Genomic DNA, 13548 nt, shown 5'->3' with positions numbered 1-13548 from the left:
AAATAAAACAATGCCACTTTGGAAGCAACCGATCGAATTGAGTGTAGATTTGACAGAAATAGAGACAACGGTAGAATCTTTAGACACAAGGTTGATAGCCGTTGAATCGAATATTGCAGATAAGATATCTTTGCCAACAATAACAAAAAACATTGCAGCAAATACCGATTATTTTATCGGTATCGACAACAATGGACAGTTTTATAAGATATCTAAAGCTGACTTATTAGCAGGTTTGTCTAATGGTTCTATCGATAATGGTAACGGTAGTGGATACATTGCTGGAGTATCCGCACTATTGCCTTTTAACAATTCTATTGCTGATATCAAGGGCGGGAATATTGTCATCAATGGAAATGCACAAATAAGCAACGAACAAAGCAAATACTATGATACAAGCTTGAGGTTTAGTGGTAATAATTCACAACTTGTAATGACATTGCCGCATGGAAGTTTTAACGGCGATTTTTCTGTTGAATTTTGGTACTTTTTTACAGCCTTAGGAAACGTCGATCAAGATTTATTCGGCACTAATGACTTTAGTCTACTTGTGGAATGGGATGGTAGCGAGAGCAAGCTAAGGTTTAAGTGTGGTTCAGTAAATCTTTATCCCAATAGCAATACACTTGTTATTAATAATTGGCATCACTTGAAATTTTCGCGCCTAATCGGTTCTGTTTACATGTTTATTGACGGCGTGGTAGTCGCTAGTAGTGCTATTGCAGTATCTAGTTTTACTGAAAATATTTTAATAGGAACCGTTGTACCGGGTCGTAATGCTACAGGATACATGAGTGAATTTAGATCCTCACTAACGGGAATATCGTCGTCGTTCTCACCACCTACTAATGCGTTACCAGTGACTTAAGGTGTCACTTTACAACAATACCCCAAGATAGTATTACTACTGCTTTGGGGTATTTTATTAAGTATTCTTGTATTGCTTTATTACTATTATTTTTATCTTGGTAAATATACCCTGCTGGAAAGTGTTAGTCTAAAGTAGCATGTTTAGTGTTAGTTTGAGTAACACTTTTGATGTTAGTAAACATATTTTGAGTAGTAACATATTTAGTGCTACTTTGAGTGTTACTTTAAGTGTTACTTTTAATGCTACTTTGCAAGGGGATGTAGGTTACCTTAGATATTTGGCATTGTAATATCGCTGACATCACCCAAATATCTTTTGCTGATCATGTTTGGTGAATTACCTACCCACTTAGCTACCATTACGCTATCAATACCACTTCTAACCATCATTGTTATAGCGGTATGCCTCATTTGGTAAGGGTTCCTGTATTCAATATCTGGCAAGGTTTGAAGTACTGACTTCCATGCTCTATTAGCAAAATTATGCCAGTCAATAAGACCACCTTTTTTAGCAGGAAACACAAAGTTATCAAGAGAACATTTTTCAGGCTTAACGCCAACAATGACAGACTTTAGCTGCTCATTTACCGTGATAGATCGCTTTGATTGTGTCTTAGTACCTAACTCTATTTCACCGTTGGCTGTAAGCTTCTGACAAAACGTTATCTTGTTTCCTTTGACATGTTTCCATTGCAGTGCTAGCGCTTCCTCAGGTCTACAGCCAGTAGTAAATAGGAATTCTATCAAAGGAGCGTAGTAGCTATAATTTACGCTTGAATAGAAAGCCTCAATAATCTGCCTACGCTCATCATCACTAAATGGGTTGATGTCATCCTGAGTACTTGATTTTTTTGTTGATGGTATCAAGTTACGAAGTCCGTCAAAAGTGTTCGATTGCAGCTTTCCACTAGCTACACCCCATTTACAGCAAGCATTAATCAGTTTCCACTGTTTTTCAATACTACTAGTAGACTCACCCTTGTGATCGTTAACTAACCAATGCATCACATCAACAGCGTCTCTCACCAGCTTGTGAGGACATTTCCTAAGCTTGTTTTTGATGCGGTCGTAATCAATCATGCTATTGGACTTAAGTGTCTTGGACTTGAATAACGTGTAATCCTCAAACAGTTGCAGTAAGTTGACAGCATTTACTGACAACCTTGCGGAGTCAATCTCCTTTGCTTCCTTGGCATCACGTAACGCATCTTCCTTGGATCTGCCTTGTAATGCATTGGGTTTGTACTTTGTCAAGGTTGGGTCAAAATAGCCATTGATGCAATCTTGACGTACTCGATAAGCTATTTTTTCTGCTGTGGCAAGCGCTGTTTTGTCTTCATAGCGACTACCAGGCACAGGATTAAAACTGTATCGTTCACCGTTATAGGTAAACCGTAAAATAATATACCCGCCTCTATTTAGTGGTGTAATTTCTCTCACTCACTTTTCCTCTAATTTTCAGCTATTCTGACACACAACTGACACAAAAAGAGTAGATTAATTACACACTATTACTAAAATCTATACAGTAAAAGCTTTACAAGCATTATTGAGGCAGGACTGAAAATCCTCGTGTCACCAGTTCAAGTCTGGTTCCTGGCATACTTTACAGCAATAAACTAAGGATTTTTGTCCCAAAGTCATAATTTCCTCGTAGTCAAACTTTAGTCAGAAGATTTTACAATTTTTTGATGACCCAAAATTCGCGGAACCTGGGGGCGGTTGCTTTTATTTACCATCAATTCAAAAGCTCTTTGGTGGTGCTGGTGGCTAATCCAGTGATGATAAAGTTCGCTATGCACCTTGGCGGAATGCCCCATTTGCTGGGCTGCCAGGGAAATGTCTAAGCCAAATTCTAAAGTACGTATCGCCCAACAGTGGCGCAAGTTGTAGGGGGCAAAGCCAATGGCATGGCGATGAAACCAAGTTGTAACCACGTGACCGATGGCGGCGTTGGACTGGTTTAAGTCAACTTCTGGTAAAACCACGTTTTGCAACTCGAATTCCTCAAACCATTCTGGAAAGCAAGGCCACACAGAGCGCGATCCAGTTTTAGAATTTTCGCTGACATTAATGATGTAATCCCCTTGGGCGATCGCTCGAAAATCGAGGCGAAACACTTCATGGTTGCGTAAGCCGTAAGTAGCGAGCATTCCATATACCCAGCGCCAGGAATCTGATTCAATCTCATAGAAATGCTTGGCGATGGTTGCATCCGTTGGTAAATCTCGCGGCGTCACCAGTTTGGGGCTATATTTTCCTTTGTAAGGTTTGAGATTAATTTCTACCTGGGCAAATCTCGCTAGGGCTGAAAGTGCCATACAAGTGCGCTTACGGGTTTTGGTATCCGGTGCTGTCGCCACTACCGTTTTTAAAATATTCTCAGCACTGAGAATTTCTTTTTGAGGCAGTTTTTGAAATATTCGCCAGTAGTCTACTACCCAGGTTGTTTGGCTTTGGTGATTCCGCTCGCGAGTTTGAAAATAATACTTCTCGAATCGTTGAATCAGGTCTTCGATGGTTTGGGACTCCAGCGATTCTCCGGCGGGTATTTTTAAATAAGATTCCCACTGAAAATTTTTACAAGCGATTAACCCGCCCAAAAGCCTTGCTTCAGCCTCGGCTCGTTTGAAACCTTCCTTACTTGCATATATCCCCAGGGCGATTCGTTGCTGGTACGGTTTATTTTTGGTGGAGTTTGGCTTTGGTGGCAAGGTTGCCCGCAGATAAAGGCGATTATGAATTTGCTCGACGCTGACGCCAATTTGAGCAATCCTCAGCCGCTCGTTAATCTTGGCAAGTACGTCATCCATTAGTCATGCGGTATATTTTTATGGTTAAAATCTTCGGCTAGTCCGGCTATGCTGTATCGCTTTTTATCGCTTGCATAGCCGTAAATAACTTCTTTGATGACATCGGGTTGGGTGTCCATCAGCGCCAAACAATCATCGCAGGCGACAGCAACCGCCCCATCACTCGGCAAGCCACAGACTAAGCAACCCCAGCCCGTACCAAGTACAGGAGCTTTCTTTGGCAGCATGATAAGATTTCTTACCGTTTCCCCAGTGCAGCCGCAGCCACAGCACGTCCCCAGATCTAGCAATTCCTTGTCATAACCTGGGTCATCTTCACCGAACCCTATAAGGTAATCGCAACGCCCACAGGCATAAACCCCGTCTCCTACATGCTGCCACTGGCTACAGTTGCACTCAGGGCAGCAAAAATCCAATTCGACTAGTTCATCGCTCATTCTTCTAAAAAATCCAATTTTTTGGGCTTTAAAAATTTTGTCTACAGTTGTCAGAATGCCTATGTTATAACGATTTCAGCCGTCTACAGCCCAAAATTTTGGCTCGAAAAATTGTAGACGCTGTAGACGGTCTATTAATGGGATGGTGATGGGGTGTCGATAGCCTCAACCAAAACTCCTAGTAATGGAGACTTGCCAACGAATTCGCCCCGAAAGCAGTGTTGGCAAAGTGTAGGCGAACTGTAGACAACCTGTAGACAATACTACGACCACTTCCAGCCGAGTCGATCGCCACTGCCTTCCACTTCTCCCAAGCCCCTGTCAGCCATTGCTGCAAAGATGATCCGTACTTCATCTGGCTGCATCCCGTCAAACAGTCGGCTGGATTGCAGAAGTATTCGAGCTTTCAAAACCTCACCTGGGTGCTGTTGTCCCCAGTTAAGGATAAATTGCTCGTATTCGTTGAGGTCTTTCGAGAGCGATCGCGCTTCATCATCTCGGTGGCTGTCGGTGATTTTGTCCTTGATCGTTCCGGTTCCCCAGTTGCTCAAGTCAAGCTCACACGGGCAATCATCGACCAAGAACCGCTTTTTGCCACCAGCTTTTAACCACTGCTCTAGTTGAGGATCTTTGAGCTTAGTCCTGGCGTGGTCGCGGGCGAATTGACCCAATCTCACCAGCACAAARCAGCTGTAGAGCGTGTCTTTATCRCCTTGTAGCCCAAAGTTCTCAGCAGTRTCATTTTGGGCGATCGCCAAAATAAACTGTTTGTACCGCCGTCCCCGCTTGGCGTGTTTTTTCAGCCAGGGGGCGGCATTATCACATTCCTCCACCAAAATGGGGAATTCTTCGGCAATTAAAAAACGTTCGCGTCCGGCGATCGCGTTATCTCCCCCTTCCCCCCTAAGCTGAACTAGGTCTTGCAGGCTTTCTAAATCTTTGCCCATTGCGGCATCGATGGCGTTGAAGTTGCCTTTTCGCCCAATCACGTCGCTCTGTTCGAGCCATGACCAGTCATCTGGCTTAGCGTCACTGTCGTAGACGATGACTCGACCACCGATTTTAGAAGAGAGAAACTGAGTAAAAGTTGACTTCCCGTCGCCCGTGCCACCAACGAGAGCGACGTGCTTCTGCTTCTTCTGGATGTATTCAATCGGGTCAGCGATCAAATTCTCTGGTTGCCAGTTCGCATCAATGCCAACAGTGAGCGCTAACTGTGCTGTGGGTTGAGTTTGGGCTTTGGCCCATAACTGGAAGTTCGCCCGCGATGCCGACTCGATGTCGCCCAAACTTTGAGACAGTTGCTTAACAGTATGTCTTTGCCGTCGTCCTGTCTCTAGTGAAATGACTGCTGCACCTAGTATCCAGGGTTTGTATTGTCTTTCTTTCCCCTGGAGCGATACCCCCAGAGACAGTAAGCCGCAGCTGACAATCAAAGCTCCCCAGGACGACCAGTTCGCACGAGTGTACATCTGCAATTGCTGGTGTAGCTGTGATGGGTGTATTGCGGTCATAGCCCCAAAATTACCCCCAACGCCACTAGAAAGGCGCGAAATGTCAATTCTTCGTCCACGTCTGGCACTGCTTGTCGTAAATAACACATGAGGGCGCCAGTTATTGCTAAAACTCCTAACACCCCCAAGCGTATAAAACTGGGTAACGGAAGCGATACCCAACAGCTGGTTAAAAGTGCGGGAATTGCCACGGATGCGGCGACAGCATAGGCCATGTCTGCCAGAGTGTCTGGGAAGGCTATCGCTTCAATCCACCCCTTTTTAAATTTCTCTAGTTTGCTGGTTTGGGGACTGGGGACTGGAGAATAATCAGAGCTGCTCGGCACTTCAACTACAATTTTTGGCTGTTCATCTGGCACGATTCACCTCACAGTTGACCCGAACAATGTCTACAGTGGCTCTCAAACACAAGGCCGCTATTGGCATGAGCAATAGCAAAATAATTAACGCTCCCATTGCTTCCCCCAGGGCAGATGTAATGCGTGATGGTTCTTTCATGGATGAAAGCCCCACGAAGGGGCTTGTTGGTTAATCGAGTAAGCCATCAAGTATGGCGTTGAAGTTGTAAACGGAGTTGTCTGGCTTCGAGTCCGGTTCGGGCATCGGCTCTAGGCTGGCGGCGATACCTTCCTTGATTTGAGCTTCGCAAGCGGCTAGATGTAAGTCACAGTCCAGTTCATGGGCTGCAATCTCTGCTTGGGATTGATACCAGTCAGAGGGAAAACTGCTAGTCTGCATTTATTCGCCCTGCCCAGTAGTGTTTCATCGCTTCTTGTACCGCTTGTTGGTCTGAAGAAGTTCTCCCTAATTCAGGTTTTCCAGCTTCGTCTTTGGCTACCACTTCAGAGGCTTTTACAGCTACATTTACTGGAACTCCCTCGTTGACTAGGGCCCTAAGCGATGCTCGATAAAGGTTTTCGTTAAACATCGCTTTGTCTCCAATCGCTGTATTGCCCCTCTGTTAAGCCTACACGGTGAATTTGATTGCTTGGGTATTGTCGATCGGTCATAATTCAAGTGGGTAATTTTTCTCGGAAAGTTAGCCAACCTACTGGGGGCGATCGCGCGTTCTTGGCAGAGGTGGATCGCCCTTTAAAAATCGGCTTTGCTGGCAGTGGTGCTGTTGAAAAGAGTTACAAGCCATATCTGCCAAGTCTTTCGTCTTGTTGGGCTAACTTCAATCGGCTGACGGGTGTCGAGACAAATTGCCCGACCGTCGTTGAGTTTGACATAAAGGCTTTTCCCCGTTTTTGACCGAGAAAACAGTTGACCGGGTTCTAAAGTGCCAAACCCTACCTGAGTTCTACCTACTACGTACTCAGCTTGGTGGGAATCGAACCCCTCGGAGAGCGGATCGTCAGCCATCTCCTTCCACTCTCTCGGTTTGCCCTTGCGTTCAGCCCTACTAGTAGTCGTTTTGCCGTTTGTAGTGGCTCGATCTGTAATCTGTTGGTCAGTCATAGCGCTTCATTAGTGGTTCACGAGTTAGTCGATAGTCGTTCATTAGTGGTTCACTAGTGGTTCACGAGTTAGTCGATAGTGCGTGAATAGTCGCTCAATAGTGGGGTATAAGGTTTTGGCTCAATTGCTTGCACAGTAGTTGGTTCAGCGTTTTCTTGCTCTACGGCTGCCGCAACAATTTCCTTTAATAAGCCAAGAGCGATATCGGCTGCTAGCTTTAGCTGCTCTTGGTCGCCGAGCAAATCGCACAAGCTAACTGTGTTTTCGGGAATGTCGGCAAAATCCCATTCGCTCCATTGATCCCAAACAGAGGTTTTTTCCCGCCAAGCGAGGAAGATTAAAGAAGCCAACCCTGTTGTCTGCGAAAGGGTGAAAATGGACATTTCTCGTCGAATAGCGTCTGTTAGATTCATGTTTGTTCACTTTTAATGTTGTTCATCGGTTGAGTTTGGGATATCCAGGGTTTCTCGCCCTGGATTTGTAATTTTCAAAGGCTGGAAGCTCATCATCTGAGAGGAGAAGTAAATCCACATCGCTTGGGCGTCATCTCCAACCAAAATGAGTGGGTTATCTAAATCACCAACAAAACAAATCAACAGCCTCCCTTCACTATGTGCAATGGTGGTTACGTTTTCAAGGTTGATGATTATCTCGTCATCTACGCGGACTAAGTAAGGTTTGTTAACCATTTATTCCTCTATTTCGCTCCTAACTTTGATTTGGATTTGGGCTTGAATTTCAGGGGAGTAATTCTGCTCAATGTAGGCTTTGGTTCCTGCCAGGTCGGCGGGGTCAGGTTCGGTGCTGCCGTTTGCTACTGGGTTTACCCACCACTCGTTCCAGTCTTCGATGTCTGTCTCATTTGGTTTTATGTTTGTCATTTACTCTGTGTTGGTTGTCGGTTGTTGCAGACTGGGCACAGCCTTGGGCTGTTGTGCTGGCGTTTGAGTTGTCGCTCTAGGCTTCGGGTTCCGTTGCTCCAGTGACGAACGAGATTTAATTCGATGCCACTAGCTATGGCGGCTCGGCATATTTTGGCTCCAGTTCCAGCTTTGTGCATGGACAGTCTTTTCTTTAGGCTTAACCCGGTGTATCCCAGGTAGTGCTGTGCTTGTCCCCTCCCTTGTGTTCCTATTGGTTTAGAAAAATGTAGTAGGTAGACGTAACTCATCTTGGTTGGTTGTCGGTTGGCGTTTCCCCTAGCAGGTCTTTGGCGTTCGCTCAGTGCTGGCAGGCTGCTATCTCTGCCTGGTTTGGGGATTGGGTGTTAGGTATTGGGCATCAGGTACACAAGGCTACTCACGCTGGCAGGTCTTTCTTTTGCTCAATGCTGGCAGGCTACCATCTCTGCTTGGTTTGTATGAGTAGATTTTATGGATTTCTAAAAATCCAATATTAGCAGTATTGCATATCTGGATACCTATAAGCAATAATGGATTTCTGGATATGCAATAATTGGGGTGTCGAGCATGGAAAGGAAAAATGGCAAGAACCGGTCGCCCAAAATCGGGCAGAGAAGTTATAGGAGTGAGCTTAAAAGTGCATCCGGAAGCGTGGGAGCTATTTCAGGAACTAGCACAGACTCTGGGACTTACAAGATCGCAACTTTTAGAGAAAATAGCGACAAATCAGATATCGATATCTCAAGACAACGCTCAAGTAGCGGAATCACTGGGGAAGTTGTCGGCCAGCTAATTGAGGAGACAGAGAAACAACTGTCCTACCACGAACAGCAGGCTGATTTATTAAGAAACAGACTCAAAGAGCTAAGACAGATCCCTGTCAGCCTTACAGATTTAAACGGACACAAGACTGAATAAAGCCGTCCTAACCATTGTTGGCAGGACGGCTTTATTCATGGATATGTCGCCTACTACCATCAGCAGGCGACGCATCTGTGACTATACTTTCAAGTCAGAACGCAGGTCATCTAACGGTGATTTTGACTCACTGGTACTGGAAGGTTCTTTTCGAGAGACTTTTGGTTCGTTAGGCATAAACTCTAGGCGAAATCGGACTCTCCCGGCTTGCCATCCCCCACCGCGCACCAACAAAACTTTACAGGCTATTCCATTACCGATCCAGCCGGACAGATGCCCTGCCAACCAAGTTTTCAGCAATGAACTTTTTATTTCATTGACTGTTGCTGTCGGAGCTTTTGAAAAGCTGTAATCTTCCGCGCCAAAACAGACAACATCATCATTGTCTAAAACAATCTCGTCACTCATTTACTTTTCTCTTTTGTAGACAACATGGCGGCTCAAGCGCCAACTTGATCCGCTTTTCCTAAGTTTTTCCAACGCTCGAAGAGTCAAAGCCTATGAATGATTGACTATTGGGTATCTAATTGCGATCGCAGATCAGCGAGCGGTGAGCTTGGATCTTTTGGTTGTATCGCTTCTGGTTCATCAGGAACAAACTCAAGTCGAAACCGGAATCTTCCTTTTATCCAGCCTCCGCCATTGACTCGCAAAACCTCGCATTTAAACCCTTCTTCTGTAAACCATTTGTATTCGGCGCTAGGATATCTACCCGTGCCACATGCCCAAGAACGAATACGTTCTATTAATCCTTTTAATTTAGCCATGTCGGGGGTTCCAAAACAAAGTCCACCAGAATTTGACACAACATCTTCATCACTCAAGCCACCCCTGTCTTCAGGGTAGCCAAGCTGATATTTATTACTCATTTTGATTTTCTCTTTCGTAGACAACATGGCGGCTCAAGCGTCAACTTGATCCGCCTTTCCTAAGTTTTCCCCAACATCCAATACCCAATGACTAATACAGACCCAGCCCAATCAATCCGCCCCTTGGTGGAGTTTATAAAAATCGAAATTCCCAGCATTTGCGACCAGCACGCCGAACTCGTGGCTAATCAGTTAGTCGCCGGACTGCCTCACTTATTTGCAATCAGACCGGAGATTTTTCCCTACGCCCTATCGGCAGCTGGACAATCTCAACCCAGACTCATCAATGACCAAAGAGCCAACCTACCCAAACTTTCATAACCTGATAAACCAGACAAACGCCCAAATGCAGCGCTTGGGCTGGACAGAAGCCGACGGACGAGAGCATTTGCAGAAATTTTACGGGAAGCGATCGCGCTTGCAGTTGACCGAAGAGGAATTAGATAACTTTCTGCTTTTCTTGCAACTGACCGACACCCCAGAGTCAACACTCAACAGTCAAAACCCAACAACCAATAACTAATGACCAATGAATATAGAAAATACAAATAACTTCATTGAGCGGGTACAGGCTGCTAGTGATATTTGCGGCAAGGAGTTAGCAAACTTTGTTGAGTACATAGGAACCGTTGACCCAGGACTCGACTTTTCTCAAAGAACTATGGTAGCCGCAATAATTATCAACCAATTACCATCTGCTTTTCAAACTAACCCGCAAATGCTCGCCCAACTCAAAACACAATGTCAAACGATTAAACGGTAGCAGCCTATCTATTAAAAAATTTAGCGATCGCGCTTGCAACTGACTGAAGATGAACTGGATAACTTTCTGTTGTACTTACAACTCACCGACATCGAGCAGTGAACACCTAACACTAAGTCTAAAAAAAAATGTATTTAATGCAACATGTTAAAAATATAGCTAAGGAATAATCCTGACATGCAAAAAAATAAAAAGTTTGGAAAATTAAGTGGATCATCTGGATCAGCAGCGCTACACCTTCTGCTGCACATTTATCCTAGCCTGATCCAGATAGCTAAAAAAATTCAGATTTTTTTTCATGTTCAAATGCAGCCTTTATATTTAAGGTAATTTAAATCACGTTTAACCAAAAGCGAAATCATCGTCCCTTCATTAATCCACAACACTATCACTTGAGGTAAAAATCATGACATCCACAAAACAAAAAAGGGCGGCTGCAACCACCCAAAATACTGAATTAATAACATTAAATAACAACAATACCACTAACAATTATAACACAAAATCCCCAGAACATATAGATAAAAAACACTGGGAAGAGTGGTTACTTAGTGGTGTTAGTGAAAAGATAATAGCAAAAAATGTTCGCTCAATTAAAGACTCCTTAGAAGTAGACAAACTCCTCAACAGAAACAATAAATCAAGATGGAAACACTCTAACAGCCTGATACCTTGCTGGGCAGTTAGCGGTGTAGATCCGCAGACTGGAGAACCGACATTGCTTGGCGTCCAGGTAAAACCAGATACATCAATACTGAACAAACAAGGAAAGCTACAAAAATATATTGGAGCATCTGCATATCAAGCTGCACCTCTATTTTTAGATATTGATATAGAAGGATTCTGGCAACAAGTCATTACTGACTTATCCAAGCCAATTATTATTACTGAGGGTGCGAAGAAAGCAGCAGCAGGGCTGTCAATTAACTACACAACAATTTCAATCCCAGGTGTTTCTACGTGTAAAAAGAATGGTAGATTGCACGAATTACTCAAGCTATTTACAGGGTTTGGCAGAACCTTTTACTTATGTTTTGACAATGATATCGTTGTCAAAAAACCAGTACAGAACGCCATGTTGGGACTAGCTAAAGACTTAAGCGCTACTGGTTCTAAAGTCATGGTTATCGAGTTACCACCAGGTGAATTAAAAGGCATGGATGATTTTATTAACCAGAACGGTAAAGATGAGTTTGACAAATTATTTCACAGTGCCAAAACTGTTGAAGAGTGGCGCAAAAGCCTAGAAGAGTTATGGATTAAACAGCAACTCGAAGAAGGTGAAGAAGAAAAATGCAAGCTCAAGCGGCAATTTGAAATAATCCGCGATGGCTGGGGCGAAGGGCTGCGGCTCAATCAAATGAAAAATCGAATTGAACTAGCGGGGCAACCACTAGATCTAGACCAGATTCGCTTGCATATGGTTTTAGAGTTTGGCGAACAAGTGCCCATCGGCGATGCTCAAGCGATCGTGCAAATGCTTGGTGGGCAAAATGCCTATCACCCGGTCGCTGACTACTTAGAAAACGTTGCCGAACTCTACTCAGACGTTGACATCAGCATCCTCGACAATCTTGCTACTCGTTACTTTGGCAGTGATAACGAACTGCATAACATATATATGAAGAAAACGCTCTTGGCAGCAGTGGCGCGAATCATGAAGCCAGGATGCAAGCTAGATGCAGTGACTATCCTAGTTAATCCAAAACAGGGAATAGGCAAGAGTACTTTTTGGCGAAACTTGTTTGGCGATGATTGGTTCAGCGACGACATGGGAGACGCCAACGAGAAAGACGAGCGAATGAAAATGCATCAGTTTTGGTGTCTGGAGTGGTCAGAATTCGAGAATGTTTACAAAAAGAAAGATGTCTCAGCCTTAAAAAAATTCATCACCACTAGCACTGACAGTTATAGAACCCCTTACTCTCGCACCGTCAAGGAATATCCCCGCAGATCTATCTTAGTTGGAACCACCAACGAACAAGAAATACTCGCCGACCCGACAGGCAGCAGAAGATTTTGGGTTATCCCAGTTAAGGGCAGAATCCCCGTAGAACAGCTAACTATAGAGCGCGATCGACTTTGGGCAGCTGCCTTTGCCCTCTATAAAACTGGGGAAGAATGGAAACTGACTGACGAGCAAGAAGAACAGCGCGAAGAGTTCAACAAGCAATTCCAGGTAGTTGACCCGTGGCTGGCAAAGATTCAGGAGTACGTGGAGCATAAAAACACAGTTACGCTTTCTGAGCTATTCACCCACTTAGACATAGAAGTTGCAAGACAGGATGTAGGGCTATCCAAGAGAATTGGCGCTGTCATGAACCGATTGGGGTGGGCAACTGAGCGCAAAAGGTCAGCCGGTCATTGGGTAAGAATCTTCACCAAAACTCAAAAAGTCGATTTCTTTGCAGATCAACCAGGCACAGCACCACCTTCAATCAGCGAAGGCGATATAGTGTCAAATACTACTATGCAGGAAGATAGTAATTTATCTGCAAAAAAACAGCAAAATCAAGTGGATCATCTGGATCAGTCCAGAGACACTGTAGAACAAGAGCTAGAGACGATAAAGCCAACCACTGATCCAGATGATCCACTTAATTTACCAAAATTTTTAGAAAATATTACTCAGGAGAATTTCTATAAAAAACAGTATGTTTGGTCACTCTCACTTGCTCTAGAGGTACGGATTTATCGGGTCTACCCCTCTGTTAAAAAAGCTGATGTAATCATTCCTGGGGAACCTTTCGACAAACTCCGGCTGCCATTTAGCGACCTTTGCCCCGTTCAGCCTAAGTTTCTGCCTGCTGATGAGGTTGAAGTACTGCGCGGAAAGCATAAAGGACAGACTTTGATAGTGGATTTCATAGACAAAGGTGAGTACTGGCTCAAGAAATCAGCCAAAGGCTTCCAGTCTAGGCTTGGCCCGTTTGACCGCGATGATTTGAAGCTGGTACGCGCCCGTCAATGACAAGGAAGATGAAAAACGCGGTCGCCTTCG

At 44.4% G+C, this 13548-nt stretch carries 21 protein-coding genes; 6 read left to right on the top strand and 15 right to left on the bottom strand.

What is annotated here, in order from left to right; all coding sequences use genetic code 11:
- Positions 1-10 precede the first annotated feature (10 nt).
- A complete protein-coding gene (locus FCR06_RS14925; protein WP_138500951.1) occupies positions 11-868 on the top strand; it encodes a LamG domain-containing protein in 858 nt (285 codons plus the stop codon).
- 272 nt (positions 869-1140) lie between these two features.
- On the opposite strand, the gene xerC is transcribed toward FCR06_RS14925, so the two are convergent.
- The 13 genes from xerC to FCR06_RS14865 form a co-directional block, all read right to left on the bottom strand.
- Positions 1141-2310, bottom strand: a complete 1170-nt coding sequence (gene xerC, locus FCR06_RS14920; protein WP_138500949.1) for a tyrosine recombinase XerC — start codon at positions 2308-2310, stop codon at positions 1141-1143.
- 224 nt (positions 2311-2534) lie between these two features.
- On the bottom strand, positions 2535-3683 hold the full coding sequence (locus FCR06_RS14915; RefSeq protein ID WP_138500947.1) for a site-specific integrase: 1149 nt from the start codon (positions 3681-3683) through the stop codon (positions 2535-2537).
- On the bottom strand, positions 3683-3910 hold the full coding sequence (locus tag FCR06_RS14910) for a hypothetical protein (RefSeq protein WP_138500945.1): 228 nt from the start codon (positions 3908-3910) through the stop codon (positions 3683-3685). Before FCR06_RS14910 ends, FCR06_RS14915 begins: the two co-directional genes overlap by 1 nt.
- Before the next feature lie 473 nt (positions 3911-4383).
- Positions 4384-5634, bottom strand: coding sequence for a hypothetical protein (locus FCR06_RS14905; RefSeq protein WP_138500943.1), 1251 nt, complete (start codon positions 5632-5634; stop codon positions 4384-4386).
- Positions 5631-5993: a hypothetical protein gene (locus tag FCR06_RS14900; RefSeq protein ID WP_138500941.1), complete on the bottom strand. Its 363-nt coding sequence runs from the start codon at positions 5991-5993 to the stop codon at positions 5631-5633. The genes FCR06_RS14905 and FCR06_RS14900 overlap by 4 nt, the downstream gene beginning before the upstream one ends.
- On the bottom strand, positions 5983-6132 hold the full coding sequence (locus FCR06_RS32645; RefSeq protein WP_189523431.1) for a hypothetical protein: 150 nt from the start codon (positions 6130-6132) through the stop codon (positions 5983-5985). Before FCR06_RS32645 ends, FCR06_RS14900 begins: the two co-directional genes overlap by 11 nt.
- A gap of 30 nt (positions 6133-6162) precedes the next feature.
- On the bottom strand, positions 6163-6372 hold the full coding sequence (locus tag FCR06_RS14895) for a hypothetical protein (protein WP_138500939.1): 210 nt from the start codon (positions 6370-6372) through the stop codon (positions 6163-6165).
- Entirely contained in the window at positions 6362-6562 is a 201-nt protein-coding gene (locus FCR06_RS14890; protein WP_138500937.1) for a hypothetical protein, read from the bottom strand. The genes FCR06_RS14895 and FCR06_RS14890 overlap by 11 nt, the downstream gene beginning before the upstream one ends.
- A gap of 164 nt (positions 6563-6726) precedes the next feature.
- Positions 6727-7095, bottom strand: coding sequence for a hypothetical protein (locus FCR06_RS14885; RefSeq protein WP_138500935.1), 369 nt, complete (start codon positions 7093-7095; stop codon positions 6727-6729).
- A gap of 68 nt (positions 7096-7163) precedes the next feature.
- On the bottom strand, positions 7164-7508 hold the full coding sequence (locus tag FCR06_RS14880) for a hypothetical protein (protein ID WP_138500933.1): 345 nt from the start codon (positions 7506-7508) through the stop codon (positions 7164-7166).
- 12 nt (positions 7509-7520) lie between these two features.
- Positions 7521-7784, bottom strand: coding sequence for a hypothetical protein (locus tag FCR06_RS14875; protein WP_138500932.1), 264 nt, complete (start codon positions 7782-7784; stop codon positions 7521-7523).
- Positions 7785-7976 carry a hypothetical protein gene (locus tag FCR06_RS14870; RefSeq protein WP_138500930.1) on the bottom strand — a complete coding sequence of 64 codons (192 nt, stop codon included), beginning with the start codon at positions 7974-7976 and terminating at the stop codon, positions 7785-7787.
- Positions 7973-8266, bottom strand: coding sequence for a GIY-YIG nuclease family protein (locus FCR06_RS14865; protein ID WP_138500928.1), 294 nt, complete (start codon positions 8264-8266; stop codon positions 7973-7975). Before FCR06_RS14865 ends, FCR06_RS14870 begins: the two co-directional genes overlap by 4 nt.
- A gap of 298 nt (positions 8267-8564) precedes the next feature.
- Here FCR06_RS14865 and FCR06_RS14860 point away from each other — a divergent pair, with 298 nt between their 5' ends.
- Complete coding sequence (locus tag FCR06_RS14860) at positions 8565-8915, top strand: hypothetical protein (protein WP_138500926.1); 351 nt, start codon at positions 8565-8567, stop codon at positions 8913-8915.
- An 81-nt stretch (positions 8916-8996) separates the two neighbouring features.
- Here FCR06_RS14860 and FCR06_RS14855 read toward each other — a convergent pair whose 3' ends face one another.
- The gene (locus tag FCR06_RS14855; RefSeq protein ID WP_138500924.1) at positions 8997-9323 is read right to left on the bottom strand and encodes a KGK domain-containing protein; all 327 of its coding nucleotides are present in this window, start codon (positions 9321-9323) and stop codon (positions 8997-8999) included.
- Positions 9324-9427: 104 nt separating this feature from the next.
- Entirely contained in the window at positions 9428-9784 is a 357-nt protein-coding gene (locus FCR06_RS14850) for a KGK domain-containing protein (protein ID WP_223280148.1), read from the bottom strand.
- Positions 9785-9871: 87 nt separating this feature from the next.
- Here FCR06_RS14850 and FCR06_RS14845 point away from each other — a divergent pair, with 87 nt between their 5' ends.
- The 4 genes from FCR06_RS14845 (at position 9872) to FCR06_RS14830 (ending at position 13518) form a co-directional block, all read left to right on the top strand.
- Complete coding sequence (locus FCR06_RS14845) at positions 9872-10105, top strand: hypothetical protein (RefSeq protein ID WP_138500922.1); 234 nt, start codon at positions 9872-9874, stop codon at positions 10103-10105.
- Positions 10071-10307, top strand: a complete 237-nt coding sequence (locus FCR06_RS14840) for a hypothetical protein (RefSeq protein ID WP_138500920.1) — start codon at positions 10071-10073, stop codon at positions 10305-10307. Before FCR06_RS14845 ends, FCR06_RS14840 begins: the two co-directional genes overlap by 35 nt.
- A gap of 6 nt (positions 10308-10313) precedes the next feature.
- On the top strand, positions 10314-10547 hold the full coding sequence (locus FCR06_RS14835; RefSeq protein ID WP_138500918.1) for a hypothetical protein: 234 nt from the start codon (positions 10314-10316) through the stop codon (positions 10545-10547).
- 406 nt (positions 10548-10953) lie between these two features.
- On the top strand, positions 10954-13518 hold the full coding sequence (locus tag FCR06_RS14830) for a VapE domain-containing protein (protein ID WP_138500916.1): 2565 nt from the start codon (positions 10954-10956) through the stop codon (positions 13516-13518).
- The last annotated feature ends 30 nt before the right edge of the window (positions 13519-13548 follow it).

Origin of the sequence: Nostoc sp. PA-18-2419 (genome assembly GCF_005869855.1) — a bacterium.
In the GTDB taxonomy this organism is placed as follows: Bacteria; Cyanobacteriota; Cyanobacteriia; order Cyanobacteriales; family Nostocaceae; genus Nostoc.
The sequence above is the reverse complement of the archived record's forward strand: the minus strand, read 5'-3'. Positions and strand labels throughout refer to the sequence as shown.

Bases quoted from the DNA above. Each gene is read 5' to 3' on its own strand.
- FCR06_RS14840 (WP_138500920.1), top strand. From the start codon at position 10,071: ATGACCAAAGAGCCAACCTACCCAAACTTTCATAACCTGATAAACCAG.
- FCR06_RS14910 (WP_138500945.1), bottom strand. From the start codon at position 3,910: ATGCTGCCAAAGAAAGCTCCTGTACTTGGTACGGGCTGGGGTTGCTTA.
- FCR06_RS14875 (WP_138500932.1), bottom strand. From the start codon at position 7,784: ATGGTTAACAAACCTTACTTAGTCCGCGTAGATGACGAGATAATCATC.
- FCR06_RS14835 (WP_138500918.1), top strand. From the start codon at position 10,314: ATGAATATAGAAAATACAAATAACTTCATTGAGCGGGTACAGGCTGCT.
- FCR06_RS14925 (WP_138500951.1), top strand. From the start codon at position 11: ATGCCACTTTGGAAGCAACCGATCGAATTGAGTGTAGATTTGACAGAA.
- FCR06_RS14845 (WP_138500922.1), top strand. From the start codon at position 9,872: ATGACTAATACAGACCCAGCCCAATCAATCCGCCCCTTGGTGGAGTTT.
- FCR06_RS14850 (WP_223280148.1), bottom strand. From the start codon at position 9,784: ATGAGTAATAAATATCAGCTTGGCTACCCTGAAGACAGGGGTGGCTTG.
- FCR06_RS14880 (WP_138500933.1), bottom strand. From the start codon at position 7,508: ATGAATCTAACAGACGCTATTCGACGAGAAATGTCCATTTTCACCCTT.
- FCR06_RS14895 (WP_138500939.1), bottom strand. From the start codon at position 6,372: ATGCAGACTAGCAGTTTTCCCTCTGACTGGTATCAATCCCAAGCAGAG.
- FCR06_RS14890 (WP_138500937.1), bottom strand. From the start codon at position 6,562: ATGTTTAACGAAAACCTTTATCGAGCATCGCTTAGGGCCCTAGTCAAC.
- FCR06_RS14855 (WP_138500924.1), bottom strand. From the start codon at position 9,323: ATGAGTGACGAGATTGTTTTAGACAATGATGATGTTGTCTGTTTTGGC.
- FCR06_RS14870 (WP_138500930.1), bottom strand. From the start codon at position 7,976: ATGACAAACATAAAACCAAATGAGACAGACATCGAAGACTGGAACGAG.
- FCR06_RS14830 (WP_138500916.1), top strand. From the start codon at position 10,954: ATGACATCCACAAAACAAAAAAGGGCGGCTGCAACCACCCAAAATACT.
- FCR06_RS14865 (WP_138500928.1), bottom strand. From the start codon at position 8,266: ATGAGTTACGTCTACCTACTACATTTTTCTAAACCAATAGGAACACAA.
- FCR06_RS14860 (WP_138500926.1), top strand. From the start codon at position 8,565: ATGGAAAGGAAAAATGGCAAGAACCGGTCGCCCAAAATCGGGCAGAGA.
- FCR06_RS14885 (WP_138500935.1), bottom strand. From the start codon at position 7,095: ATGACTGACCAACAGATTACAGATCGAGCCACTACAAACGGCAAAACG.
- FCR06_RS32645 (WP_189523431.1), bottom strand. From the start codon at position 6,132: ATGAAAGAACCATCACGCATTACATCTGCCCTGGGGGAAGCAATGGGA.
- FCR06_RS14915 (WP_138500947.1), bottom strand. From the start codon at position 3,683: ATGGATGACGTACTTGCCAAGATTAACGAGCGGCTGAGGATTGCTCAA.